Origin of the sequence: Burkholderia sp. MSHR3999 (assembly GCF_000833595.1) — a bacterium.
GTDB classification, from domain to species: Bacteria; Pseudomonadota; Gammaproteobacteria; order Burkholderiales; family Burkholderiaceae; genus Burkholderia; species Burkholderia ubonensis.
This window is the reverse complement of record NZ_JRFO01000007.1, coordinates 2,161,866-2,185,060: the sequence shown is the minus strand read 5'-3', so window position 1 is coordinate 2,185,060 and position 23,195 is coordinate 2,161,866. Positions and strand designations below refer to the sequence as shown.

24 protein-coding genes are annotated in these 23,195 nt (G+C 66.7%); 5 read left to right on the top strand and 19 right to left on the bottom strand.

Annotated features, from left to right (window positions below; translation table 11 throughout):
- Positions 1-36 precede the first annotated feature (36 nt).
- The 6 genes from KY49_RS39395 to KY49_RS32945 form a co-directional block, all read right to left on the bottom strand.
- Positions 37-465, bottom strand: a complete 429-nt coding sequence (locus KY49_RS39395; RefSeq protein ID WP_442854664.1) for a hypothetical protein — start codon at positions 463-465, stop codon at positions 37-39.
- Between the two features lie 146 nt (positions 466-611).
- Positions 612-1,214 (bottom strand): hypothetical protein, encoded by a 603-nt coding sequence (locus KY49_RS32960; protein WP_042588430.1) that lies wholly within the window; start codon positions 1,212-1,214, stop codon positions 612-614.
- Between the two features lie 626 nt (positions 1,215-1,840).
- The gene (locus KY49_RS37950; RefSeq protein ID WP_156162661.1) at positions 1,841-1,999 is read right to left on the bottom strand and encodes a hypothetical protein; all 159 of its coding nucleotides are present in this window, start codon (positions 1,997-1,999) and stop codon (positions 1,841-1,843) included.
- 105 nt (positions 2,000-2,104) lie between these two features.
- A complete protein-coding gene (locus KY49_RS32955; RefSeq protein WP_042588429.1) occupies positions 2,105-2,599 on the bottom strand; it encodes an SRPBCC family protein in 495 nt (164 codons plus the stop codon).
- 59 nt (positions 2,600-2,658) lie between these two features.
- Positions 2,659-2,958 (bottom strand): 2Fe-2S iron-sulfur cluster-binding protein, encoded by a 300-nt coding sequence (locus KY49_RS32950; RefSeq protein WP_029226225.1) that lies wholly within the window; start codon positions 2,956-2,958, stop codon positions 2,659-2,661.
- Positions 2,959-3,036: 78 nt separating this feature from the next.
- The gene (locus KY49_RS32945) at positions 3,037-4,941 is read right to left on the bottom strand and encodes a sigma-54-dependent Fis family transcriptional regulator (protein ID WP_042588428.1); all 1,905 of its coding nucleotides are present in this window, start codon (positions 4,939-4,941) and stop codon (positions 3,037-3,039) included.
- A 282-nt stretch (positions 4,942-5,223) separates the two neighbouring features.
- Here KY49_RS32945 and KY49_RS32940 point away from each other — a divergent pair, with 282 nt between their 5' ends.
- Both KY49_RS32940 and KY49_RS32935 read left to right on the top strand, forming a co-directional pair.
- A complete protein-coding gene (locus tag KY49_RS32940) occupies positions 5,224-5,415 on the top strand; it encodes a DUF2964 family protein (protein WP_042588930.1) in 192 nt (63 codons plus the stop codon).
- 243 nt (positions 5,416-5,658) lie between these two features.
- The gene (locus KY49_RS32935) at positions 5,659-5,946 is read left to right on the top strand and encodes a DUF1488 domain-containing protein (protein ID WP_042588427.1); all 288 of its coding nucleotides are present in this window, start codon (positions 5,659-5,661) and stop codon (positions 5,944-5,946) included.
- A 184-nt stretch (positions 5,947-6,130) separates the two neighbouring features.
- On the opposite strand, the gene KY49_RS32930 is transcribed toward KY49_RS32935, so the two are convergent.
- The gene (locus tag KY49_RS32930; RefSeq protein ID WP_042588426.1) at positions 6,131-7,432 is read right to left on the bottom strand and encodes an NCS2 family permease; all 1,302 of its coding nucleotides are present in this window, start codon (positions 7,430-7,432) and stop codon (positions 6,131-6,133) included.
- A gap of 700 nt (positions 7,433-8,132) precedes the next feature.
- On the opposite strand from KY49_RS32930, the gene KY49_RS32925 reads away from it, so the two are divergent.
- Positions 8,133-8,411, top strand: coding sequence for a hypothetical protein (locus KY49_RS32925; protein WP_042588425.1), 279 nt, complete (start codon positions 8,133-8,135; stop codon positions 8,409-8,411).
- 139 nt (positions 8,412-8,550) lie between these two features.
- Here KY49_RS32925 and KY49_RS32920 read toward each other — a convergent pair whose 3' ends face one another.
- The 12 genes from KY49_RS32920 to KY49_RS32865 form a co-directional block, all read right to left on the bottom strand.
- The gene (locus tag KY49_RS32920; RefSeq protein ID WP_042588929.1) at positions 8,551-8,925 is read right to left on the bottom strand and encodes a DUF2917 domain-containing protein; all 375 of its coding nucleotides are present in this window, start codon (positions 8,923-8,925) and stop codon (positions 8,551-8,553) included.
- Positions 8,926-9,175: 250 nt separating this feature from the next.
- Complete coding sequence (locus tag KY49_RS32915) at positions 9,176-9,463, bottom strand: hypothetical protein (protein WP_042588424.1); 288 nt, start codon at positions 9,461-9,463, stop codon at positions 9,176-9,178.
- A gap of 68 nt (positions 9,464-9,531) precedes the next feature.
- Entirely contained in the window at positions 9,532-10,437 is a 906-nt protein-coding gene (locus KY49_RS32910) for a metal-dependent hydrolase (protein WP_042588423.1), read from the bottom strand.
- Between the two features lie 42 nt (positions 10,438-10,479).
- Positions 10,480-12,267 carry an SDR family oxidoreductase gene (locus KY49_RS32905; RefSeq protein WP_042588422.1) on the bottom strand — a complete coding sequence of 596 codons (1,788 nt, stop codon included), beginning with the start codon at positions 12,265-12,267 and terminating at the stop codon, positions 10,480-10,482.
- 35 nt (positions 12,268-12,302) lie between these two features.
- Positions 12,303-13,184 (bottom strand): M24 family metallopeptidase, encoded by an 882-nt coding sequence (locus KY49_RS32900; protein ID WP_042588928.1) that lies wholly within the window; start codon positions 13,182-13,184, stop codon positions 12,303-12,305.
- A gap of 497 nt (positions 13,185-13,681) precedes the next feature.
- A complete protein-coding gene (locus KY49_RS32895; RefSeq protein WP_052495823.1) occupies positions 13,682-14,353 on the bottom strand; it encodes an MlaC/ttg2D family ABC transporter substrate-binding protein in 672 nt (223 codons plus the stop codon).
- A gap of 69 nt (positions 14,354-14,422) precedes the next feature.
- Positions 14,423-16,024, bottom strand: coding sequence for a GMC oxidoreductase (locus KY49_RS32890; protein WP_042588421.1), 1,602 nt, complete (start codon positions 16,022-16,024; stop codon positions 14,423-14,425).
- Positions 16,021-17,598 (bottom strand): patatin-like phospholipase family protein, encoded by a 1,578-nt coding sequence (locus KY49_RS32885; RefSeq protein ID WP_042588420.1) that lies wholly within the window; start codon positions 17,596-17,598, stop codon positions 16,021-16,023. Before KY49_RS32885 ends, KY49_RS32890 begins: the two co-directional genes overlap by 4 nt.
- Entirely contained in the window at positions 17,595-17,975 is a 381-nt protein-coding gene (locus tag KY49_RS32880; protein ID WP_042588419.1) for a hypothetical protein, read from the bottom strand. Before KY49_RS32880 ends, KY49_RS32885 begins: the two co-directional genes overlap by 4 nt.
- 2 nt (positions 17,976-17,977) lie before the next feature.
- Positions 17,978-18,466 carry an anthrone oxygenase family protein gene (locus KY49_RS32875; RefSeq protein ID WP_042588418.1) on the bottom strand — a complete coding sequence of 163 codons (489 nt, stop codon included), beginning with the start codon at positions 18,464-18,466 and terminating at the stop codon, positions 17,978-17,980.
- Positions 18,463-19,347 (bottom strand): acetoacetate decarboxylase family protein, encoded by an 885-nt coding sequence (locus KY49_RS32870; protein WP_231636613.1) that lies wholly within the window; start codon positions 19,345-19,347, stop codon positions 18,463-18,465. Before KY49_RS32870 ends, KY49_RS32875 begins: the two co-directional genes overlap by 4 nt.
- A gap of 26 nt (positions 19,348-19,373) precedes the next feature.
- Positions 19,374-20,393 carry an esterase/lipase family protein gene (locus KY49_RS32865; RefSeq protein WP_082062489.1) on the bottom strand — a complete coding sequence of 340 codons (1,020 nt, stop codon included), beginning with the start codon at positions 20,391-20,393 and terminating at the stop codon, positions 19,374-19,376.
- 143 nt (positions 20,394-20,536) lie between these two features.
- On the opposite strand from KY49_RS32865, the gene KY49_RS32860 reads away from it, so the two are divergent.
- Both KY49_RS32860 and KY49_RS32855 read left to right on the top strand, forming a co-directional pair.
- Complete coding sequence (locus tag KY49_RS32860; RefSeq protein WP_042588416.1) at positions 20,537-21,631, top strand: DUF6765 family protein; 1,095 nt, start codon at positions 20,537-20,539, stop codon at positions 21,629-21,631.
- Between the two features lie 286 nt (positions 21,632-21,917).
- Positions 21,918-23,195, top strand: a complete 1,278-nt coding sequence (locus KY49_RS32855) for an HAD family hydrolase (protein WP_042588415.1) — start codon at positions 21,918-21,920, stop codon at positions 23,193-23,195.

Below are 23,195 nucleotides of genomic sequence, written 5' to 3'. Positions count from 1 at the left end.
ATCGACGAAGCGGTCGGTGAACGACGCATGCAGTGCTCAGCTGCGCCGCGATGCGCAGGCTGTCGGGCCGCGGGCGGGCATCAAGGCGGCGAGGAGCGCGGTCATCAGGAGCAACAGCATCGCGAGTCCGGCGAACGCGCCGCGCCAGCCGATCGCATGCGTGTTGGCGGCGGCGAAGACGAGCATGATCGCGATGAACGGGCGCTTGCGCTCGACGTGCGACGAGGCTGCGGTCAGGAACGGGCCGAACAGCATCACCGTGAACGCGAACAGCGTGACGCGTTGCCCGGCGGTTGAAATCGAAATGCGGAGTTCGCGCGCGAGCGCGGGAAGCAAGCCGACGACCAGGAATTCGGTGGTGACGATGACGAATGCGGAAATCGCCAGCAGCGCGATGGACAGGGGGCGGGGCGGAGCAGCGACCTCGGGTATGGGATACGGGCTCGTGAGGCGGGAGGGCCTCACAGCGTATTCACTGTCCGGAGTCTTATCTTGGGTGAATATTCAGCGCTGCATGACGGTGGGGAAACAATCGCACAAGCCGGCGCGCGGCTTGTGCGACAACGGGATGCGTACTGCTGCGGGCAGTACGCATCCCCCGGTGTCGGCGATCAATAGGCCGCGACCTCTTCGGTGTTGTGACGCTCAACGGCCTTCCTGGATTTCGCCAGCGCCGTGATGAACAACATGGTGGCGATTCCGCCGGCAATCAGTGCCGGGTAGGCTGCGAGGATCTGGAACAACGAATACTTCCAGCTCAACGGGCGCCCGACGCCCAGCATGGCCGCGTAGAACCACGAGACTGCGGAAACCACGCCCAGGAAGATGGCAACCATGCGCCGTTCAAAGGAAAGCTTCAGCAGGGAGCCCGCTTTCTCCAGTGCCGGGAGGACCGTAGAGTGCAAAGCGATGCCGTTGAAAGTCAGCAAGGCGACGATGGCAATCTTGGCCTGCAGCTTGGGATTGTGGAGATACGTGAGCCCCTGGGTCCGCATATCGAACGCAACGATCGCAATGCCGGTGACCCAAAGCACCATCAGCGCCAACGAGATGGTGCGCTGCAGGCTGGGCAGGTGGACCTGGGCAAGATCGGCGGGCGCATCAGAATCCAAAAGCCGTTTGACCATCGCAATGTCACTGGTCAGCACGAGACCAATCGAGACACAGCAGGCGATGAGATGAACAAAGACGATTCCCATCCGTACGAATTCCATTTTCTGTCCTTTTCCTTTCGCGAGTTGCGCAAAGTTGATTTATGCCGATCGAAAGTCGGGTTGAGTCTCCCAAATATATTGGTAGGAGTGCGATGCAAATAGCGTGATTCGACCATGTTCCACCCTGTCACGCGGGCTTCAGTCCGGAATGACAGGAACGACTCGGCGAGCCTGCTGCGGCGCGTCGGGTTCGATTGGTCTACATGTTGTCGAATCGATACTCAGTGCGAGTTCGACCGCTTGAACAAGTCCGTACGGCGTGCGGACTTGCAGTGTCGGATGGCGGGCCATCCAGGTATCCGGCATGCGTGATATGCAGAATGAAACATCGCCCAACTGCCGGATGCCGCCGGACGACCTGCAAAATTTACGGCAGGTGGCCCCGACGAATCAACCCAACTTGTTACGAAATGCAAAGGCGGTTACGGGCGAGAAACGAGGGCGGCGAAGGGACCGACCCGGGCGCGGTTCCCACGATCAGGAGTGCAGCGTAGTGTCGCCATTTCGATCGGGGCGCCGATCGGCGAATCGCTCCTTTTACATTTCCACGGAAAATGCTGAAGGGGTCGCAGGCAACAATGCACGTCGCGAAATTTTCATATGCGGAATGGAGCCATTTCGGCTGATCAAAGCATGGTCATGCTTTCGCTCGTACAGCCATTGGTAATAGCAATCCCGGTAGCTGACCATGCGGTCGCGCGTTTTCCGGTAGAACGCGGGATTTTCCCGAACGAATGCGCCGTGCGCGTCGCGATCGACGCGCGGCAGGCGTTGCTCGACGTCATCGAGAATCTCGATGACGTACTTGCCGCAGAGTTGACTGATGAAAGGCGCGATTCAGTCCGGGGATTCGGCCGTGAGTTTTTCGATTTGCCGCTGCCGTTCGAACCTCACGCGTGCTTCGCCAGATACTTCCCGATCAGCATCATCTGCGCGGTCCACCCCTGGTCGTTCATCTCATACGCCTTCGCGCGGCGTTCGGCGAACAGCTGGTCGAACCCGGCCTCGGTAATCGTCAGCAGCGTGCCGTCCGGCCTCGCGTCGAGCGTGAACGTGATCAGCGTCATCGGCTCGCTCGAATAATCGATGCCCGGATTGATCGCGAACGGATGCCAGCGGAACGAGAACAGGCGCTGGGGCTCGACGCGGTCGACGACGATCTCGAACACCGCGCCGGCATACGGCTCCTGCGCCTTCGCGACGTCCGCGTCGACGGTCGTCGGCGTGATCCGTCCAAACAGCCGCTGGCCGGCGACGAACGGCCCGTCGAAGCTCACGCCGAACCAGCTGCCGAACTCGCCGGCGTTGCTGACGGCTTCCCATACGCGCTCCAGCGGCGCGGACAATACGGCCTGCTTCTCGATGCGATCGGTTTGCTGGGTCATGACGACCTCCAAGGGTGTGTGAAGCGTTGCCGTTGCGCACGGATCGCGCGCCGCGCGCGTCAGGCCATGACCGCGTCCGGCACGTCGATCACGACGTCCGACGTCGCGACCGCGACGCACGGCAGCGTGTAGCCGTCGGCCTTCTCCTCGCGGCTCAGCCCGGGCCATTCGATCGTATAGCGCACGCTGCCGCTGACGATCCTGCACAGGCACGTCCGGCATGTGCCGTTGCGGCACGAGCGGGGCAGCGACACGTTCGCGAACGCGGCCGCTTCAAGCAGCGTCAGCGCGTCGGGCGCGTCGAAGCTCACGCCAAGCGGTTCGACGCGGACGAGGGGAGGACGTTCGGAATCGGTCATGTCGGAAGAAAACGGCGGATCACAACGGCAAGCCGCCAAGCATACCCGATGCCGTCCGCGCGTTCGCCGCGTTCGCCGTCAGTGCCGGCGCAGATGCCGGTACACGGTATTGCGCGCGAGCCCGAGCTCGCGCGCGGTCGCAGACACGTTGCCGCGGTGGCGCGCGAGCACCGCGTCGATCACCGCCGTCTGGTGGTCCTGCAGCGTCGCCGCTTGACGCAGCGGTTTCGCCGGCGTTGCCGATGCCTCCGGCGCGTCGTGCGCCGCATCGCAATCGAGCCAGAAGTCGTCCGGCAAATGCGCGAGCGCAATTTCCGCTTCGTCGTCGGCGAGCATGCCCGCGGTGCGCAGCACGTTGGTCATCTGTCGCAGGTTGCCCGGCCAGCGATGGCGCATGAACGCATCGAGCACGTCGGGCGCGATCCGGCGCGGCATCGGTTCGCTGCGCGCGAGCCGCGCGAGAATCCGCTCGACGAGCGCTGGCAGGTCGGTGCGCGTCGCGAGCGGCGGCAGCGTCACCGCGAGCCCGTTGATCCGGTAGAACAGGTCCTCGCGGAACGTGCCGGCGGCGATCATCGCGCGCAGGTCGCGGTGCGTCGCGCACACCACGCGCACGTCCACCGGCACCGCGCGCGTGCCGCCGAGCGGCATGACCGCGCGTTCCTGCAGCACGCGCATCAGCCGCACCTGCTGCGCAAGCGGCATGTCGCCGATTTCGTCGAGGAACAGCGTGCCGCCGTCGGCCTGGGCGATCTTGCCGGGGCTGCCGCGCTTGCGCGCGCCGGTGAACGCGCCGTCCTCGTAGCCGAACAGCTCGGCCTCGATCAGCGAATCGGGCAGCGCCGCGCAGTTCACCGCGACGAACGGGCCGTCCGCGCGCGGCGACGCATGGTGCAGCGCGCGGGCGAGCCATTCCTTGCCGGTGCCGGTCTGGCCGAGGATCAGGAGCGGCAGGTCGCGCCCGCGAATCTTCGCGACCCGTTCGAGCACCGCGGCCATGCGCGCGTCGCCGGTGTCGAGCGTCGCGAACGTGATCGCGTCGGGATCGGTCGCGGGGGCGCGTGCGACGGACGGCGCGGCTGGCGTGACGGCGACGGCCGTTTTCTGCGCGTCGGCGAATTCGCAGCGCGCGAGCACGCGCACGCCGCTCGCCAGCGTCAGCCGGAACGTCGCGCCCGGCGCGCGGGCGGCCTGCTGCGCGAGCAGGCCGAACGACATGCCGAACAGCGCATCGCAACCCCGGTGCTGCAGCGCGTCGAGCGGCGCGCCGAGCTGGAATTGCGCGCTGCGGTTCGCGGCGATCAGCCCGCCGTCGGGCCCGAGCGCGACCAGCCCGGCGAACAGCGAGTCGACGCATTCCTCGTGCGCGTGAAAGCGCACGCGCAGCGCTTCCGCGCACTGGTTCGCAAACAGCTGGTTCTCGATCAACTGCGCGGACATGCGCACGAGCGCCAGCGTGTGCGAGCTGAAGCCGCGCGGGTCGCCGCTCACGTCGAGCGCGCCGAGCGTGCGCCCGAACGGATCGACGATCGGCGCGCACGAGCAGGTGAGGATGCGGTTCGCACGCAGGAAATGCTCGGCGCCGTGCACCGCGAGCGCTTGGCCCGACGCGAGCGCGGTGCCGATCGCATTGGTGCCGCGCGCGCCTTCGGCCCACGACACGCCCGGGCACAGTGCGACGCGGTTGGCTTTCTCGATGAAGTCCGCGTCGCCGATGCTGTGCAGGATCACGCCGTCCGGGTCGGTCAGCAGCACGAGGCTTTGCGTGTCGGCGATCTGCGCGTGCAGGTTTTCCATCACCGGGCGCGCGTGCGTGTAGAGCGAGTGATGGGTCGAGATCAGTTCGCGCAGCGCGACGCCCGACAGCGGCGAGAAATCGGGCAGGTCGTTCGTGCGCAGGCCGACCGCGGTCGAGCGGACGTGCGCTTGCGCAAGCAGGTCGGTGCGGCCCGTGGTGGCGGGCAGCACGGAAGATTGAGGCATGACGTGTCTCCAGTGACCGGAGGGGGCGCGGTGGCGCGCGCTCCGATCTCATGCTGATCTGCAGCCGCCGGCGGGGTGCGTTCCCCGCTCGCGCGACGTTCGGCGCAGGCCGGCCACGCAGGAACGCTCCATCATACAAGCGCCGCGCGAGATGCGCGACTGCGGGCAAATTCTGCTTGTTTTTAAGCGGGCGCATGCAATCATGAAATTGGATCACGCCGCGCTTCGTTCCGCATTGCAGCATGCATGCGCCGCGACATGCATCCGTTCGGGAGACGCATCATGGTTCGGACGGAACTGAGGGTCATTCTGGCGGCCATCGCCACCTTCGTGATGCTGGGCGGCATCGGCGTGGCGATCCACGGCCTGCTCTTCGATATCCAGGACGCGCTGCTCTACGGCGCGGCGGCGATCGGGCTGGGCGTCGCGACGACCGCGGTCGCGCTCAACGTGTGGCCGAAAGATCCCCATTGATGCCGGACCTGATTCGGCTCGCCCGGCGCGGGATTGACCAGACGAAAACCGCGGCGGAACGCCGCGCGCGCAAAATTTGCCTCCTGCGCCAAACCGTCTAAAGTGAATGCAACCGGCATGCATTGTCCGCGCCAAACGCCGCGGCCCGTGTCGTTGCCGGCCAGCCCGCGAACATTTCGTCCGGCCGGTAGCGGACGACGTACGCGGTCACTCATCTTCTACCGGACGGTCGAGGCGGCTCCCATGCAGATCCATTTCCCGAACGAGGCGCCCGAGTATTCGGGACGCGAACTGATGCTGGCGTTTCCGGCGTTGGTCAATGGCGAGCGCGTCCAATGCCACATCACCGCGGAGGCGCTGGAAGACCACTTCGGCGCGGCATCCCCGCGTTTCGAGGACATGGTCGGCGCGTTCGACATGCACCGCGACCGCATCGAGGCCGCGACCCGGCGCCTGCTGTCGGAAACGCGCGCGCAATGCGTGACGCTGCGCAGCGGCTACGTGCGCTTCTACGAGGCGAACTGGCGCTGAACGCCGAGCGCGTGTCGAGCGGGCGCCGCTGAGCGCAGCGGGCCCGGTCGTCGTCGAGTCCACGCGCGCCGCCCGGGCGCGCCGGGGTTTGGCGTCGCCGTCTCGCGGCCACCCGATGCCCGCGCACCAATGAAAACGCCACTCGAAAGTGGCGTTTTTCGTTATGCGGCGGGTTGCGCGACGCTCATTCGCTGCCGAGATAGAAGAAGCGGAACAGGAACACGGCGGCGATGATCCATACGATCGGCTTGACCAGCCGCACCTGGCCCGTCAGCAGCTTGAGGCCGCCGTACGCGATGAAGCCGAACGCGACGCCGTTCGCGATCGAGTACGTGAACGGCATCAGCAGCGCGGTCAGCGCGGCCGGCACGGCCTCGGTCGCGTCGTCCCACGGCACGTCGACCATGTCGCGCAGCATCAGGCACGACACGTACAGCAGCGCCGGCGCGGTTGCATAGCCCGGCACGACGCCCGCGAGCGGCGCGATGAACAGGCACGCGAGGAACAGCACCGCGACGGTGATCGCGGTCACGCCGGTGCGCCCGCCGGCCTGCACGCCGGATGCGCTCTCGATGTACGCGGTGGTCGACGACGTGCCGAGCACCGAGCCCGCGACGATCGCGGTGCTGTCCGCGAGCAGCGCCTTGTTGAGCCGGTCCATCTTGCCGTGGACCAGCAGGCCCGCGCGGTTCGCGACGCCCATCAGCGTGCCGGTCGCATCGAACAGCTCGACGAGGAAGAACACCAGGATCACGTTGATCACGCCGGTCGACAGCGCCGCGCCGATGTCGAGCTTGAACAGCGTCGCATCGATCGACGGCGGCGCGGAGAACACGCCGTGGAATTCGTTGCCGCCGAAGAAGAACGACAGGATCGTGACGCCGATGATGCCGATCAGGATCGCGCCGCGCACGCGCAGGTGGTCGAGCGTGACGATCGCGAAGAAGCCGATGATCGACAGGATGGTGGTCGGCTTGTGCAGGTCGCCGAGCGTGACGAGCGTGGCCGGGCTGCCGACGATCACGCCCGAGGTCTTCAGCGAGATGATGCCGAGGAACAGGCCGATGCCGGCGGTGATCGAGATGCGCAGCGATTTCGGGATGCCGTTGACGATCGCTTCACGCACGCGGAACAGCGTGACGAGCAGGAACAGGCAGCCGGAGACGAACACCGCGCCGAGCGCGGCCTGCCACGTGAAGCCCATGCCCTTGACGACCGTGTACGCGAAGTATGCGTTCAGGCCCATGCCGGGCGCGCACGCGATCGGATAGTTCGCGTACAGCCCCATGATGATCGACGCGAGCGCCGCGACGAGGCAGGTCGCGACGAACACGGATTCCTTCGGCATGCCGGCGTCACCGAGAATCGCGGGGTTGACGAAGATGATGTAAGCCATCGTCAGGAACGTGGTGACGCCCGCGAGTATTTCGGTGCGGAAGTCGGTGCCGGCTTCAGCGAAGCCGAAATACCGCTTGATGGATTCCATGTAGGCGTTTCTCCGGTCGGTTTGTCGTGTTGCTTGTTACGTTGATTTTTTGTAGCTGCGCAGCCAGCCGGGTGCGGCCGGCGTACTGTAACCAGCCACTATTGCGTGACTATCGGCGGATTGTAATAGCCGGGATAGGTCGGACGATATAGTGGCGGGGCGCGATCGGCGGCTGGCCGGGCACGGGCGGTCGGCAGGGCCGGCTGCGGGAAGGCGCGCATTTTACCGGTTCGGACGGGAAAGGGCGGCAAAACCGGACGAAACGGGACAAAACGAGGGGGCGCGGCGCCGACGTGCGGGCGAAACGGAGCGTGCGCATGCTGCACGCGAACTGTGCATGCGCCGCCTCGCGTGCACGTGTGGAGACGCGAATGCACGGGTGAACCGATTCGTCAGTCCAGCGCTGAGCGGGCATCGGGCTATCCTGCGCTGAAGCCGTTCCGCGCGCAACTGTCATCGCGTATTGCAATGCGGACTGTGGTTTCTGTGTAAAAGAGTGCAAGACCCCATCGCGTTAACCGGCAACTCTTCCTAGGATAGATAAACCGTGCATGCGCACCGGGCCGATGGTCGTTGACGCGGGGAGTCGGCGGCCCGTGGCGCGCCTGGTGGTAGAGCACGGCGGCCGTTGCGCACGCGGGCGCCGGGCGGCCGATTGCGATTGCCCGATGCGGGTTCATCCGTTATCACGGAGGTCAGCATGTTGAACTGGATCAGCCGTTGGGCGTTGCGGCACGCCCCCACGCCAGAGAAAACCGCTGCGTCGATGATCATCACGGCACGCATGGAACTGTTCGCGGCCGAGCAGCGCGTCATCGACGCGAAATTACAAGCGGATTACTGGCGTACGCGCGTGTCGTTTCTCGAGGAAGTGCAGCGGCAGGGCATCGAACCTTGGGTGAGCGCGCAGCCGTCGCAACGACCTGAAATCGAATCCAGTCCGCGCGGCACGGGCCCGCGCCTTGCCGCCAGCACCTGATGGTCGCGCGCGGCGCGTGATCGCACGCGGCACGCAGCGGCGCGCCGCGTCATTCGGTGCGCACCTGCGATGGGTTGAGTCGCAGGCGCGCGCGTTTCCTCACGTCGCTCATGTTGGATCGCGCGTGACGACGGCCGCATCATTCCCGACTTCGCCAGGGCCCGCGCAGCATGCGCCGCATCTGCGCGAGCGCGCGTTGCAGCCGCTCGCCGCGTTTCACGTACGCGGTCGTGATCGACACCTCGGCCGGCAGGTTGCCGTCCGCGCTCAGCCAGATGCGTTCGCCGCGCGGGATGCGCAGCACGTCGCCGGGGCGCATCCAATAATCGTCGATGCTTGCGAGCCGCGTGACCCACAGCGTCGCGTCGTGCGCCCGGAGTTCGGCGTCGTTCGGCGCGCGCCACGTCAGCGTCTTGCGCGGCGCGACGGCGAAGTGAATCACGACTCTCGGCAATGCGATCGCGCCGGGGCAGCGCAGATCGGGACGAACAAACAGCTGGCTTGCTTGGTCCATCGTCATCTCCATCCGTTGAGCCGGGCGGATGACGCGCACCAAAACAAAAAAGCCTCATCCGTTTCCGGCGAGGCCTTGTGACATGCAGTGCTGCTCTGGATGCTAACGCACAAGCGCCCCCGGTGATTCGCCCGCATGGGCGTTCACTCGGTGATTGATCGCGATGGCGATGAGCTTGAACGTAGGCATGCGAACGAGTTTGTCGTGCAGGCGCGGCGTTGTCAACGGAAATCTTCGAGACAGGCGCGGGTCACGCGTCGCGCTGCGCGAGCCCGTTGACGAGCAGTTCGGACAGCAGGCCGGTCATGCCGTTCGGATGCGTCGCCGCGCGCGCCTTCAGCTGCTCGACGAGCTCCGCGTTGAGCTTGCACGCGAACGGCACGAGCCCTTGTTCCTGGTCGAGCTTGCGCTGTGCGCGGCGGTCGAGCGTCGCCGGCGCTTCGCTGCCCTTGCCGAAACGCGCGGAGCTGGACTGCTTCATCGCGTGCGTCAGCTTGAGCGCCTTGTTCTTTTCGAGATCGGTTTTTTTCATGGCCATCGCGGCACCTCCGGGGAAATGAAGCCGCGATTGTACGCATTTCGGCGCGGGCCGCGCGCTGCCGCGCGTCACGCGCCCTTCGTCGCCCCCCAGTTGCCGCCGTGCGCGGCCGCCTGCGCGGCCGGCGAGCGCGCCAGATAGGCGAGCGCCTGCTCGGTCGACCCTTCGTGGTGCGGCGTGTAGCCCGGCTTGAAATAGCGCAGCGCCGCGCCGATCACCTTCCAGAACGACGGCAGGTGTCCGCGCCGCGAGCCCTGCCACCACGACCGCACGAAACCCGGATAGCGGCCCGCGCCCGGGTCGCGCCGGTACATGAACTTCGCGCCCTTCGTGATGTAGTAGAGCAGCAGCACGATCACGAACGCCATGTGCATGCAGCGCTCCGGATACGTGCCGCCCAGGTGGCGGTAGATGTCGAACGCGACGGTGCGGTGCTCGACTTCCTCGGCGCCGTGCCAGCGCAGCAGGTCGACCATCGTCGGATCGGCGCGGCCTTCGTCGAGCCCGTGCGCGTTGAGCACCCAGTTGCCGAGATAGCCGAAGAAGTGCTCGAGCGATGCGATCACCGCGAGCTGCTGGCGCAGCCAGAACCGCGTATGGCCGATCTTCAGCCCGAGCGGCGCCTCGCCGAGCACGCGCGTGAACAGCCAGTTGAGCTTCTGCGTGAACGGCTTCGTGTCGATCCCGTGGCGGTCGTAGTAGTGCTTGAGCACGCCGCCGTGCGAGCGCGAATGCACGGCTTCCTGCCGCAGGAAGCCTTCGGCCTCGTCGCGCAGCCGCGCGTCGGTGATCAGCGGCAGCGCCTTGTTGTACACGCGGCAGAACCACAGCTCGCCTTCCGGAAACAGCAGGTTCAGCGTGTTGATGATGTGCGTGCTGCCCGGATCGTCCGGCACCCACGTGACCGGCGTGTCGCTGAAGTCGAACTTCACGTGGCGGGCCTTGATCTTGTGGTAGTCGGCGGTAGCGGTCATGTGCGTCTCCCTGTGCGGCGTCGTTGCCGTGTCGTTGTGCCGTCAGTGCGATGCCATGCTGACGCGGGCGATCATCCGGCCGAGCCACGGCATGAAGCGGCCGACGAAGCGCAGCGCGTGAGCCTCGGCCCCGACCGCGACGACCGGCCGGTTGCGCAGCACGCCGTCGACCATCGCCTGCGCGACGGTTTCCGGCTTCAGGCCGCGCATCTGGTAGAGCTTCGTCGCGCGCTTGCGCAGGCGCGCTTCGTCCTGCGCATCGGCGCCCGCGTATTGCGTCGACGCCATGATTCCGGTTTCCGCGAAGCCCGGGCACACGGCGGTCACGCCGATGCCTTGCCCGGCCAGCTCCGCGCGCATGCATTCGCTGAGCATCAGCACCGCGGCCTTGGTCGTCGCATACGCGGGCAGGTCGCGTGACGGCCCGAACGCGGCCGCCGACGCGGTGTTGACGATGTGGCCGCCCGCGCCGCGCGCGACCATTTGCTGCGCGAACAGCCGCGAGCCGTGGATCACGCCCCACAGGTTCACGTGCAGGATCCGCGCCCAGTGCGCGGCGCTGGTGTCGAGGATGCCGCCCGCCATGCCGATGCCCGCGTTGTTGATCACGACGTCCGCGCCGCCGAGCGCGCTGCCGACCCAGCCGGCGAGCGCTTCCATCTCGCCGGCGGAGCCGACGTCCGCGCGTTTCGCATGGGCCTGCGCGCCGATCAGGCGGACCAGCAGCGCGGTGCGCTCGGCGCTTGCCGTGTCGATGTCGACCGCGACGATCGTCGCGCCTTCGCGTGCGAACGCGAGCGCCGCGCAGCGGCCGATCCCGCTGCCCGCACCGGTGACGACCGCGACCTTGCCGCTGAAGCGGCCGCTCGTCGCGCGGCGCCGCGCGTTGGCGAGCGCCGGCGGTTCTGCGCCGCGCTCGACCGCGTCGATCAACTGCTGCGCGAGGCCCGCGAAGCGCGCGGGATCGGTGAGCGGCAGCCAGTGTCCGGCGGCGACTTCGCGCCGGTAGTACTGCGGCGCCCAGCGCGACAGGTTCTCCGACAGCGCGGGGCTCACGTACTTGTCGCCGAGCGGCACGATCGCCTGCACCGGCGCATGCGCGTAGCGCTCGCGCGGCGTGAACAGGCAGCGGATGAAGTTCGCGCGATAGAGCCGCACGCCGCGCGCGCCGTCGTCGGCCTGCGTCGCGCGCGGCGCGACGCGCGTCCTCTCGACGCGGCGCAGCAGGCCCGGCCACGCGCGGCCGAGCCACAGCCGCCAGCTCAGCTCGGGGATGAACGGCAGGTGGAACAGGACCACGTACCACGACCGCACGAGCTGGCCGCCGAGCCTGGCCAGCGACGCGGGCGTCGGACGCAGCAGGCGTTCGCGCAGCCAGAAGCCGACGTGGTCGAGGCACGGGCCCGAGCACGACGTGTACGACGCGATGCGGCCCGCGAGCCGCGGCTCGGTGACGCATTCCCAGCCCTGGATCGAGCCCCAGTCGTGTGCGATCAGGTGGATGGGGCGGCCGGGGCAGAGCGCGTCGATCACCGCCACGAAATCGTCGGTCAGCTTCGCGAGCCGGTAGTCGGCCGTGCGCCGGGGCGCGCCCGACAGGCCCGCGCCGCGCACGTCGTACGCGATCACGTAGTGCTGGCGCGCGAGCAGCGGCGCGACGTGCTGCCAGACGCTGCTGTTGTCCGGATAGCCGTGCAACAGCACGACCGGCGTGCGGGCCGGGTCGCCCCAGGTTCGAACCGCGAGCGTCAGGTCGCCGGACGCGACGGCGGTTTCGGTGCAGACGGAATCGAACAGGGCCAGCGGCGCTTCGTCGGAAAGTGGCTGCATCGTGGGTCCGCTCAGGTTCGGGAAAGGGTGGGGTGTCAGGCCGTGACCGGGTGCGCGTGCCCGGCCTTGCGGCGCTGCCAGCGGCGCACGTGCGGCAGGTCGTCGTCGAGCCAGTACGCGTCGTCGTCGGTGATCACGAGCAGCTCCTCGAATTTCGCGCCGACGCCCGCGAAGCCGAGGTGCGGCTCGACCGCCCACAGGCCCGGCACCGGCGCATGCTCGGAGCGGCGGTCGATCGACCACAGCGGCGACCAGCCCTGCCGCTTCGCGGCGCGGCCCTGGTCGAGCAGCAGGTTGCGGGTCGCGTTCAGCCCGAAGCGCGCGACGAAGCGCGGCTTCGAAAGCTTGTGGATCTTCGCGACGCGATGCGCGAGCACCTTGAACGGATACGCCTTGTGGCGCGGCTCGACGCCCTGGCGGCGGCACAGCGCGTCGACTTCCTGCGCGACTTCGGCCATCGGCCGGCGCGCCTTGACGAGCCGCACGATCAACTCGCGGTGCGCCATCAGGTCGTCCTGCAGCTGCTCGAGGATCGGGTTCTCGCCGAGACAGTGCGCATAGCCGACGTCGGCGACGATGCCGTCGAGCACCGGCGCGACGTCGAGGATCACCGGCATGCCGGTTTCGAGCTGGCGATGGCTCGGGAAGAATGCGAGATTGAAGCCGCCCAGGTGCCTGAGGCCCGAGAAGCCCTCGAATGCGGTGCGCTCGCCGAACCACGCGAACGGCTTGTGCAGCCAGTCGCGCACGCCGTGGTCCTGCAGCCATTCGGCGAGCAGGCGCGCGGCTTCCTTCTCGGTGATCCCGGGGTAGAGCAGGCCGCCGACGGTTTCCACGCAGCGGTACGCGAGCTGCTGGACGGCGCGGAACTGCGGCAGTTCGTCCAGGTGGACTTCCGGCAGGGGATGGTCGGTCATCGTGGCGTCTCCGGTTTCGTGCAAGCGTGTCGTCGCTGATCCGGAACGCGCCCGCCGGGCGTCGCCGCCGCCGCCGGGTTATTCAGTCAGCTTTTAATGTGCCATTATTCGATGTAACGATCATAGACGGTTTCGCCGGACGCGCCAGCCCCTGGAGATGAGGATTTCTCCCAATGGAGCGGGGAATTGGAGGGGAAGCTCTAGGGTCTGTTTACATACGGAACGCACATGCGAATGCCCGAAATCGCTCGCAGGGCAAGGAGGAAGGAGCGCCGTTTGGCCGAGCCAAACAAGCGACGCGCGACGCCGCCATGCGGGCGATTTCGGGCATTCCCCTGGAATGAATTTTTTAATTTGGGGTTGCCACGAGAACGGCCGCTCGCCGCGTTGTGCTCCTTGCGAATACGTCCAGTATTCGCGGCGTCGCACGCCTCGCGAGCGGCCGTTCTCGTGGCAACGCATGTGCGTTCCGCATGTAAACAGACCCTAGGTTCGAGTCACTGCCACGATCGCGGCGACACGGCGAGCCGCTTGTTCTGCTCGGCAAGCGCCTGGATCAGCCCGTCGACGCCCTTCTGCTGGATGATCTCGTTGAACTGGTGCCGGTAGATCTGCACGAGCCACACGCCCATCACGTTCAGGTCGTACACGCGCCAGCCCGTCGGCGAGCGGTAGAGGCGGTAGTTGATTTCGACAGGTTCGCCGTTGTAGACGGCCACCGTCCTGACGACGGTGTCGGTCGCGTCGGCCGGCCCGTGGGAGGGCGGATACCGGAACTCCAGGTTGGGCGTCACGAGCCCGAGCGCGCCCGAATACGTGTGGATCAGCAATTGCTCGAACTGTTTCGTGATCGCGTCCTGTTGCTCGGGCGTCGTCTTTTTCCAGGACGGGCCCATCGCCAGTCGGGTCGTGCGGCGCAGATCCGTGTACGGAAGGATGTTGCGATTGACGATCTCCATGATTCGCGCGGTGTCGTTCGGCGCGATCGCGCGGGTGCGCATTTCCTGCTGGATCTCGCGGGTGACGGTCTGGATCAGCGACTGTGCGGCGGACTGATCGTCGATGTGAACGTCGGCCGTTTCGCAACACGCCGGTGTCGACCAGGCAACCAGTGGCGCGGCCAGAACCAATGCCGTGGCGAACGTGATGATTCGTGCATGTTTCGACATGTTTGATCCGACGAGTGGCTCACCTGATTGAGCATACTAAAAATGTCGTCGCCGGATGTGTTCGTGAAATCAAGCTTTGCTCGCGGCGAGCAGCCGGGCGACATTGCGCTCGGCCAGCGCGGCGATCGTGCGCGAAGGATTCAGTCCCAGCGCACGCGGGATCGTCGCACCGTCCATCACGTACAACCCGTCGTAGCCGAATACTTTTCCGTCCGCGTCCACCACGCCGTCCGCGCGCGTCAGCCCCATGTTGCAGCCGCCGAGCGGATGCGGCGTGATCAGCTTGTGGAAAGCGCTCCACGTCGGCGGGACGAACGGTTCGCCGCCGGTGGCGGCCGACAGGCGCCGATGCACGTCGACCATCGCGTCGACGACAGGCTTCGATCGCGCATACGACCAGTCGAGCCGCAGCTCGCGGCGCCATGGGGCAAGCCAGCTGCGACCGAGACGCATGCGTCCGTCCCCCGGATCGATCGCCTGGCCGAACCACGGCATCATGCCGTCGACCGGATCATCGCAATCGAAATGGCGCGCAAACGCCCGCCAGAACGTTCGCATGACCCTGCCATGCGAACGCCGCAGGCGGCTGCGCACGAAGTCGTGCGCGAGATCGGGCACGCCGCCGTCCTCCACGAACAGCGCCTGACCATTGGCGGCGCTCCGGTCGAGCAGGTCGATCGCGGCGGAAATGGTGACGCCGTGCGACGGCGAGATCTTGCGGCGGTTGTAGAAGGTGGGGGTGACGAAGTCGCCGTTGAAGGCCCAGCCCCAGCCGAGCCGAGGCGACAGATTCGGCAGCGTGCGATGCTCGTCGCGGCAGCGGAGCAGCAATTCGGTGCTGCCGATCGAGCCGGCGCCGACGATCACCTTGGCCGCCGTGGCGGTGCCGGGTGCGCAACTGCCGGCGGCGGGATCGATGACGTCGAAATGCACGCGCCATCCCTCGTCGAGCGGCTCGAGTTTTTGCACCACGTGCAGCGGCAGGATTCTTGCGCCGTGGCGCTCGGCCACGGCCAGGTAGTTGAGGTCGAGCGTATTCTTCGCCGACACCTGGCATCCGATGTCGCAATTGCCGCAGTGCACGCACGTGCCTTGCGTGACGCCGTGGACGTTGACGTACCTGACTGAATGCCGGTCGTCGCGCGCATCGGGCAAGGACGGATCGAAGGTCGGCGAGAAGGACACCGCGAGCGGCAGCTTGCGAAAGCGATCGCCCCAGCCGCAGGCGTCGGCGGCATCGCGCAGCAAGCGGGTGCGTTCGCTGATCTGGTTGTCGGGCACCTCCTGGACCGACAGCATCCGGCCCACGCGCTCGTAGTAAGGCTTGAGCGCGTCGTAGGTGATCTCCGGCGGCCAGCCTCGGTCGAAGGCGTCGGGTTTGGCCTCGACCGAGACGTTCGCGTAAATCAGCGAGCCGCCGCCCACGCCCGCGGCCGCGACCACCGACATATTGGAAAACACGCGCAGGTCGGCCCAGCCGTGGAATCGTTGCGGGTGCAACTGGTTCCAGAGCCACGGGTCGGACTCGTCTCGCGGATACGTATCGGGCGTCCAGCGGTGACCGCGCTCCAGCACCAGCACGCTGTGTCCGGCCTCCGCGAGACGGCAGGCCGCCACCGCCGCGCCGAAGCCGCTCCCGATGACGATGACGTCGTATTCCATCGCGCTCATGACGGCGATCTCCTGACATAGGTGCGCCACAGTTCCGATGCGAAAAACCGGAAGAACCGCCAGATCGCATTCGCCGCCCGGCCCGACGTCCTGGCGTTCGTCGCATGCACCGTGCCCATCAGCCGCACGAGCTCGGGCACGCCGAGATGCAGCACGCCGGCGCCGACCACCTTGCCGCTCGCGTCGCAGCCCTCGTGCAGCGTCGTATAGAGCGTCGTCGTCTCGCTCCACATCCTGAACGGGCTGCCGATGCGCACATGCTTCTTGCCCGCGAGGTAGTACGAGCGGCCTTCATGGCGAAAGCCGATCTCGTAGACCATATAGGTCAGCCGCGGATCGCCGCTCGGCGTAAACAGGCCGAAAACACCGGACTCCGAAGGCATCGCGGCGCCCAGCGGCGCGAAGTCGATGTGGCCCGTCAGGCCGCCCACGTGCCGGGGATCGTCGATGAAGGCCGCGATATCCTCGATGTGGATCGTCGCGTGCAGGGTCAGCACGAACGCACGGCCATCGCGTTCGCCTGCTTGCGGGTCCGTCGCGCCGAGGCAAAAGCCGCCCGCCATCGTCTCGCGGAAGCCGAGGCCCACGCCAGGCTCGCGCATCGCGGATGCCGTCGGGTCCAGCGGCGCCGACGTACCCGCGCGCAGCGTGCGCCGCGCGTCGCGGTAGCCCATGTCGATCAGCGTCGCGGCATCGATCCGGCCGCGGTAGAAATCCGGATCGAGCGGCAGCGGCACCTCCGGCTTGATCACGTGCACGACGATCGGCTGGTCGTGACCGAACACGGTCTCACCCCGCGCGATGCGTCGATTGATGTCGGCAATCATGGCCAGCTCCCCGTTCAGCGCGCCCACCGCGCTCATTTCGATCATGTGCACGTACTGGTTGAACGCGCCGTTGTGGTAGGCGGGCGTGTCGCCGATGCACCAGACGAGCCACAGTTCGCGCGCGCCGCGCTCGACGCAGCTCATCAGGTTGGCGTCCTTGATCCACACCGCGTCGGTCCAGGTCTTGCCGTCGGCCATCACGGCCGGCATGAAGATGGGCAGCGACGCGGCCGCGACCAGACGCTGCAGGTCGAGGTTCGGGTGGGGGATCGGCACCACGGTCTTGTTGTCGAAGCAGCAGACGCTGAACGAGCCGTCGATGCCGACGGCCGCGCGGATGCGGTCGACGGCGATCCCGAGCGCCGGATACACGTGCTCCGTCAGGCCCGACGCGCTGCCCAGCGCGCTCATGTCGGCCACGTGCAGATATTCGGTCACGGGCCTGAGCGCGGCGAACGCCTTGACGGGCAGCGCGCGCCAACGCGCGCAGAGTTCGTCCGGCAGCACGCCGGACAGCAGCGCGGACAGGTTGATCGTGCCGCCCGACGCGCCGTCGGCGTGACTGAATCGCAAGCCTTCATCGAACAATGCCTTGATCGCGCCGGCCTGATAGGCGACGCGCATGCCGCCGCCCGCCAGCACCAGCGCGCGCCGGGCCATCGGATCGTCGGCGGCGATCGGGGGACGATGCGCGGGGCTCATGACGCCCTGCCGCGAATGAACGTGCGCGAGCGCTTCACCGGTCATCCCCCTCTGCGTCGCAAGTCGAGATAGAGCAGGCCGCTGGCGACGTCGAATGCCGCCACCAGCAGCGCCGCGTAAACGAATACGCCGTGCATCACACCCCAGGCCACGAACGCCGCCGCAAGCAGCTTCTGGCATGCGCCCCACAGCAGCACCACGGAAAGCGCTCCCGTGGCGCGCTGCGCATGCAGCAGGCTGGCCCCGAACAGCACCATGAACATGCCCACCGTCGCGAATAGCTGGGCCCCGAGCCCATCGGGCGGCGCGGCCGAGATGAGCGCCGCCAGCACGCCGGGTACGAGCACCTGAGCCGCGCCGGTCAGCACGGTGATGGCGGCGATCGCGGTCGTCATTCGGCGCTCGACGCTCAGGACGTCCATCGTCACCTCAGCGCGGAATAGCGGGCGCGATTGGCCCAGCGGGCGAAATACCAGGCCAGCGCGGACCACTGAATGCACCATAGCGCGACGCGCAGCCGATTGAGCCGCATCCAGTCGTCCAGCACCTGCCGCAGTCTCGCCGCATCCTTGATGTGGCCGGCCAGCTCGGCGTTGAGCGGGAAGATCCACCCGAGCGTGACGAACGTGGCGACGAGCACGCCGAGCAGCACCACGATGGGCACCCAGCGCGTGGGCTGGCGCCATTCGGCCACCAGCATCACGCTGCCGCTCGCGAGCATCAGCTTCGTCATGACCGTGAAGAACGCGGTGGCCGCCGTGACCTGGGGAACGAACTGCAGGTAGTAGTTGTCGGTCGTGAGCTGCGGTGCGACGGGAAACGAGAACAGCACGAGCGACGCGCCCGTGCCCAGGTAAATCGACGCGCACAGCAGCAGGAACGCGTGGTTGGCGATCAGCAGGCGGCCGGTCATGGCGCGGATTCCCAGTCGGCCGGGCGGGCCGGCGGCGCGAGCCATTGCTGCGACGGGGCGAGCGGGTAGGTGGTCTCGAGGCCCGGCATCGGCCGCGCGGGCGGCTCGGCCTCGGTCACGAACCAGCATTCGAAATAATCGTCGAGCACACCCGCCGTGGACGGGAAAAACCCGGTGGCGATCGGCGTCGGATCGATATCCAGCGTCTTCAGCCACGCCATCCGCGGGTGGTCGCCGATGAACAGGCGTGCCGAGCCGGGTGCGAACAGCGAGAAGCCGAGCTTGCCCTTGAAATAGATATAGGACTTCATGAGCATGCCGCGAAAGCAGCAGTAATTGACTGCGCCCGTGCTGACCGGCAGCCATGCCGATTTCGGCTTCGTCACGTCGATGCGCATCATCATCTGGCCGTCGAGGTCGTACTGGCTGCTCACCCAGCGCTCGCCGATCACGAAGTCGAGATTGGCCTGGTGCTTGGGCATGCCCCAGATGCCGCGGCCGCCCTTCACCGAAATATCGGTCGACACGGGCAGGTCCACGACGTATTGCCCGGTGCCGAAGGTCTTCATCAGCAGGCCCGGCAACAGGCGCGGCGGAGGACGCCGGCCGTGCGTGCACGCGATGGCGATCGAGTACTCGACGTAGCGGCCGATGTTGGTGACGACATAGTCGATCACCGTCACGACGAGCAAGCCGCGGCGCCAGAGCTGAAACGGATGCACCTCGTTGCCCGGAATCACGCGGCGCGCCGCGTCGAGATCGATCGAGAACACCGCCATCAGCGCCGGCGACGTGTCGGAGGCGACCGGCATCCGGAACGGGATGTCGTCGACCAGCGCATGGCGGCCCGCGAGCCGCGTCTGTCGCATCGGGATAGCCATCGCCGGCCTCCTTGGTTTGCCGTGAGTCAGTGACGCGCAGCCAGCGCCGCCAGCATGACGGGAAATACGTCTCGCGCGGCGTGCTTTCCAATGAAGACGTCGAGGTGGCCGTAGCCGCCCAGCACGTGAAGCTCGTGATAGTTCGGCCGGTGCCGCTCGAACCAGTCGAACGTGGCCTGCTGGCTCTGCCACTTGAAGCAATCGTTGAGCTCGCCGGCGATGAACGCGAAGCGCGCCTGCGTCTTCGGCGGCTGGGCCGTCGGGTCGGCCTGCAGCCCGGGCAGCTTCGACACCAGGCGGCCGGCGTCCAGGCACCGGGTCATCTGCCGGAAGAACGAGATCGGGACCTGCGCGAATTCCTGCCGGATCCAGTCGTGCACCGCGTCGCTGAGGTTTTCGTGGCGCCACAGCACGGGGAAGCCGGTGCCGTAGGTGAAGCTGGAAAAGCGGCAGACGCCGTTTGCGCATTCGTGGTGCGTGAGCAGCACGAGGCCCTTGAGCAGGTTCGGCACGACGCCGGTGGCATGTTCGCCCCATCGAGGATCGAGGTAGTCGGTCATCGCGCCGACGACGGGCAGCGCGTAGCGCCCCTTGAGATGCGAGATCGTCGAGACCTGCGGATGCAGCGACACGGCGTTGGACACGATGGTGTCGACTTGCGGAACGAGGCCGCCCACCGCGGACAACATGAAACTGGTCGAGCCCTGGCAGTGCACCACCGCCTTGATCGAGGGCGCGCCCGTCAGCTCGACGACCTTGCGCACCGCGGCCGGGTGGTCGTACAGGGCCGCGTCGTCCAGCGTCCACTCGCACGGCGGAAGATCGATGCTGGCCCGCCAGTTTTCCAGCCAGACGTCGTAGCCCTCGTCGATCAACGCATCGACGAAAGTCGTGTTGTTAGGTGGGCGAAAGATATTGGCGCGAACGCCGGCGCCGTGAACCAGGAGGACAGGGGGCTTCGTCGGCCGGCCGGCGCCGAGGACGTGAACGAGGTTGCACCCATGGCCGTCATCCGCGCGAAACGCAACCACTTCTTCCTTCGGCATGGGAGCCCCCTTCTTACTTCTTATCTGGACAGCATTGTCCATATATTTGACAATGTCAAACGCGCCGTGTGGTGCCTCGATTCACGCACGCGACCGTGCCGGCGTGTTCACTCGTGCTTGTCGTCTCCTTCCCGGAGGACCGCATGCAAATCGACTTCCATCACGCCGTCACCTACGTGGCCGCCCGGCTCGGCGGAATGCCGCACGATGAGGCGAGCACGGTGGCCCAGGCCGCCCAATACGTCGACGACGCAACCTGCGACGGCCCATTGCAGTTCGACAGCGGCGAGCGCTACGTGCGGGTCACGTCCTCGCACAAGATGCTGAACCTCACGAACGCCGAAAAGGCGGACAACCGGCTGGTCTGGCTTCCCTTCCACTTTCTGCCCGGCAATGCCGCGCCGCCGCCGGGCTGCACGCCCGAAGAGGCTTTTCAGTACCGGCTGATATGCAAGCCGGACAGCGAAGTTGCGCGCGCGATGGTCGCGGACTGCATCCGTCGCCGCGACCTGCCGTTTGCGCTGCACCGGTTCGGCGTCGCGCTGCATACCTACGTCGATACCTGGGCGCACCAGCAGTTCGTCGGTGGCGTGTGTGATCTCAACGACCTCGCGGAGGTGGGCGTGAACGACGATTCCGCCTACAACGCTTCCCCCGCCTATGCCGCGATGACGGGCTTCAGGCAGAAGCTGGCGAATTACCTCGCCGACTTCCTGCCCGTGGGGCACGCGGCGGCCACCACGTTTCCCGACATCCCGTTCATTCGATGGCACTTCACGCGCAAGAACGGCGAAACGGTGCGGCGCGACAACCCGACCGACTTCCTTGCCGCCGCGGGCGGCGCCTTCAATATGGTGCGGCGCTACGTCGCCGGCGACGAGAAGTTGGCGGACGTGGCGCTGCCACCCGCGGACGCCGCCGCGATCGACAGTTTGCTGCGCGGCACTCAGGAGATCGATGGCGAAGCGCGGCACCAAACCTGGATTGCCGCGATCGCGAAAGGCACGTTCTCGTTCGGCGCGGCGCAGATCACCTACGCCAGCCAGGGCCCGACCTCGTGGAAGATGCTCGCCCTCGGCAAGGACCCGCAGGACCCCGAAGCGGAAGAAGACGAGACTTTCGCATTCACGCCGGGCTTCCTCACTTCCGACTGGAAACGCTTCCACGACGCGGTGCAATACCAGCGGCTGTTCGTGTTGCACGACCTGCTGCCGCGCTTCGGCTTGTGCGCTTCCTGAGTGACGCCGGCTTTCGAAATTTCGGCTTCCGTGTTCAATGCGCCGGAGCGTTGACTCAGGTGCACCGCCGGATCGTGGCGCACACGTGTCGTTTCGGATCAACTCGACGTCGCGTCGTGGCGCGACGCTGTCATATTGCCGCAATATTTTCGGCAGATCATTCGCCCCCATTTCGGAGCCGCCCCGGCTTCGCCGGGCCGATGAGCCGCCGGTGCGCCGCGATGCGCGCCGCGCGTCGCGCAGGGTAGCGACCGGATCCGAATCGTCACTTCCACGGAGAGAGACCATGCAACGCCGCACGTTCATCAACACCCTTGCCGCGGCCACCGCCGCGACGTCGCTCATGCTCAAGGCCGGCACGGCCGACGCGAAGAACGCCGCTGCGCCGGACGCGCTGGACCCGGGCCGCTGGTCGCCGTTCAATGCCGCGCGCCTGCAGGCGGTGCTCGACCAGCATGGCGTCGGGAGCAAGCGCTACGACGCGAAGCGGCGCCCGTACGCGGTGTTCGACTGGGACAACACGTGCATCATGAACGACTGCGAAGAAGCGTTGCTGATGTACCAGATCAACCATCTGCAGTACAAGCTGACGCCGGACGAATTCGTCGACGTGATGTGGAAGGACGTGCCGAAGGGCGCGTTCGCGAAGGACTACACGACGGTGGACGGCAAGCCGGTGACGATGGAAGACCTCGCCGCCGACGTCGAGGCCGATTATCGCTGGCTCTACGCGAACTACCAGGGCTTCGGCGGCGGCAAGAGCCTCGACGAGATTCGCGAGACCGATCAGTTCAAGGATTTCCGCACGAAGCTGTACTTCATGTACGACGCGATCTGCGATACGCATCCGCTCGAGATCGGCTACAAGTGGATCATCTACTTCTACCGGAACATGACGACCGCCGAGCTGCAGGCGATGGCGCAGGCGTCGAACGACTACGGCATCGGCGACGCGCTGCGCAAGGTGAAGTATGAAAGCCCGAAGACGCTGCCGGGCAAGGCGGGCGTCGTCGCCGCCACGCATTTCCACGGCATCCGCATTCACGAGGAGATTCGCGCGGTGATGCATACGCTGCGCGCGAACGGCATCGACGTGTACGTGAGCACCGCATCGATCGACGACGTCGTGCGCGTGTTCGCCGGCCACCCGAACTACGGCTACGGCGTGCCGCCGGAGAACGTGATCGGCCTGCGTCTGGACATGCGCGACGGCAAGTACGTCAGCCACTACCCGGACGGCTGGCACTTCAACTATGGCCCGGGCAAGACCGTCGGCATCCGCAACGTGCTCGAATCGAAGAAGGGCTACGGTCCGCTGCTGGTGTTCGGCGACAGCGACGGCGACGCGTGGATGCTGCGCGACTTCAAGGACACCGCGGTCGGCGTGATCGTGAACCGGATGAAGAAGGGCGAGATCGGCGCGGACAGCAAGCTCGCGGCCGCGCAGATCGGCAATCCGGACGCGCGCTTCCTGCTGCAGGGCCGCGACGAGCACACGGGCCTGATGATCCCGGACGAGAAGTCGATCAAGTACGGCAAGACGGAGCGCAGGCTGCTGGCTTGA

Excerpts from the sequence above, each read along its gene's own strand:
- KY49_RS32960 (WP_042588430.1), bottom strand. The coding sequence starts at position 1,214 with ATGGAATTCGTACGGATGGGAATCGTCTTTGTTCATCTCATCGCCTGC.
- KY49_RS37950 (WP_156162661.1), bottom strand. The coding sequence starts at position 1,999 with ATGACGTCGAGCAACGCCTGCCGCGCGTCGATCGCGACGCGCACGGCG.
- KY49_RS32955 (WP_042588429.1), bottom strand. The coding sequence starts at position 2,599 with ATGACCCAGCAAACCGATCGCATCGAGAAGCAGGCCGTATTGTCCGCG.
- KY49_RS32950 (WP_029226225.1), bottom strand. The coding sequence starts at position 2,958 with ATGACCGATTCCGAACGTCCTCCCCTCGTCCGCGTCGAACCGCTTGGC.
- KY49_RS32945 (WP_042588428.1), bottom strand. The coding sequence starts at position 4,941 with ATGCCTCAATCTTCCGTGCTGCCCGCCACCACGGGCCGCACCGACCTG.
- KY49_RS32940 (WP_042588930.1), top strand. The coding sequence starts at position 5,224 with ATGGTTCGGACGGAACTGAGGGTCATTCTGGCGGCCATCGCCACCTTC.
- KY49_RS32935 (WP_042588427.1), top strand. The coding sequence starts at position 5,659 with ATGCAGATCCATTTCCCGAACGAGGCGCCCGAGTATTCGGGACGCGAA.
- KY49_RS32930 (WP_042588426.1), bottom strand. The coding sequence starts at position 7,432 with ATGGAATCCATCAAGCGGTATTTCGGCTTCGCTGAAGCCGGCACCGAC.
- KY49_RS32925 (WP_042588425.1), top strand. The coding sequence starts at position 8,133 with ATGTTGAACTGGATCAGCCGTTGGGCGTTGCGGCACGCCCCCACGCCA.
- KY49_RS32920 (WP_042588929.1), bottom strand. The coding sequence starts at position 8,925 with ATGGACCAAGCAAGCCAGCTGTTTGTTCGTCCCGATCTGCGCTGCCCC.
- KY49_RS32915 (WP_042588424.1), bottom strand. The coding sequence starts at position 9,463 with ATGGCCATGAAAAAAACCGATCTCGAAAAGAACAAGGCGCTCAAGCTG.
- KY49_RS32910 (WP_042588423.1), bottom strand. The coding sequence starts at position 10,437 with ATGACCGCTACCGCCGACTACCACAAGATCAAGGCCCGCCACGTGAAG.
- KY49_RS32905 (WP_042588422.1), bottom strand. The coding sequence starts at position 12,267 with ATGCAGCCACTTTCCGACGAAGCGCCGCTGGCCCTGTTCGATTCCGTC.
- KY49_RS32900 (WP_042588928.1), bottom strand. The coding sequence starts at position 13,184 with ATGACCGACCATCCCCTGCCGGAAGTCCACCTGGACGAACTGCCGCAG.
- KY49_RS32895 (WP_052495823.1), bottom strand. The coding sequence starts at position 14,353 with ATGTCGAAACATGCACGAATCATCACGTTCGCCACGGCATTGGTTCTG.
- KY49_RS32890 (WP_042588421.1), bottom strand. The coding sequence starts at position 16,024 with ATGAGCGCGATGGAATACGACGTCATCGTCATCGGGAGCGGCTTCGGC.
- KY49_RS32885 (WP_042588420.1), bottom strand. The coding sequence starts at position 17,598 with ATGACCGGTGAAGCGCTCGCGCACGTTCATTCGCGGCAGGGCGTCATG.
- KY49_RS32880 (WP_042588419.1), bottom strand. The coding sequence starts at position 17,975 with ATGGACGTCCTGAGCGTCGAGCGCCGAATGACGACCGCGATCGCCGCC.
- KY49_RS32875 (WP_042588418.1), bottom strand. The coding sequence starts at position 18,466 with ATGACCGGCCGCCTGCTGATCGCCAACCACGCGTTCCTGCTGCTGTGC.
- KY49_RS32870 (WP_231636613.1), bottom strand. The coding sequence starts at position 19,347 with ATGGCTATCCCGATGCGACAGACGCGGCTCGCGGGCCGCCATGCGCTG.
- KY49_RS32865 (WP_082062489.1), bottom strand. The coding sequence starts at position 20,393 with ATGCCGAAGGAAGAAGTGGTTGCGTTTCGCGCGGATGACGGCCATGGG.
- KY49_RS32860 (WP_042588416.1), top strand. The coding sequence starts at position 20,537 with ATGCAAATCGACTTCCATCACGCCGTCACCTACGTGGCCGCCCGGCTC.
- KY49_RS32855 (WP_042588415.1), top strand. The coding sequence starts at position 21,918 with ATGCAACGCCGCACGTTCATCAACACCCTTGCCGCGGCCACCGCCGCG.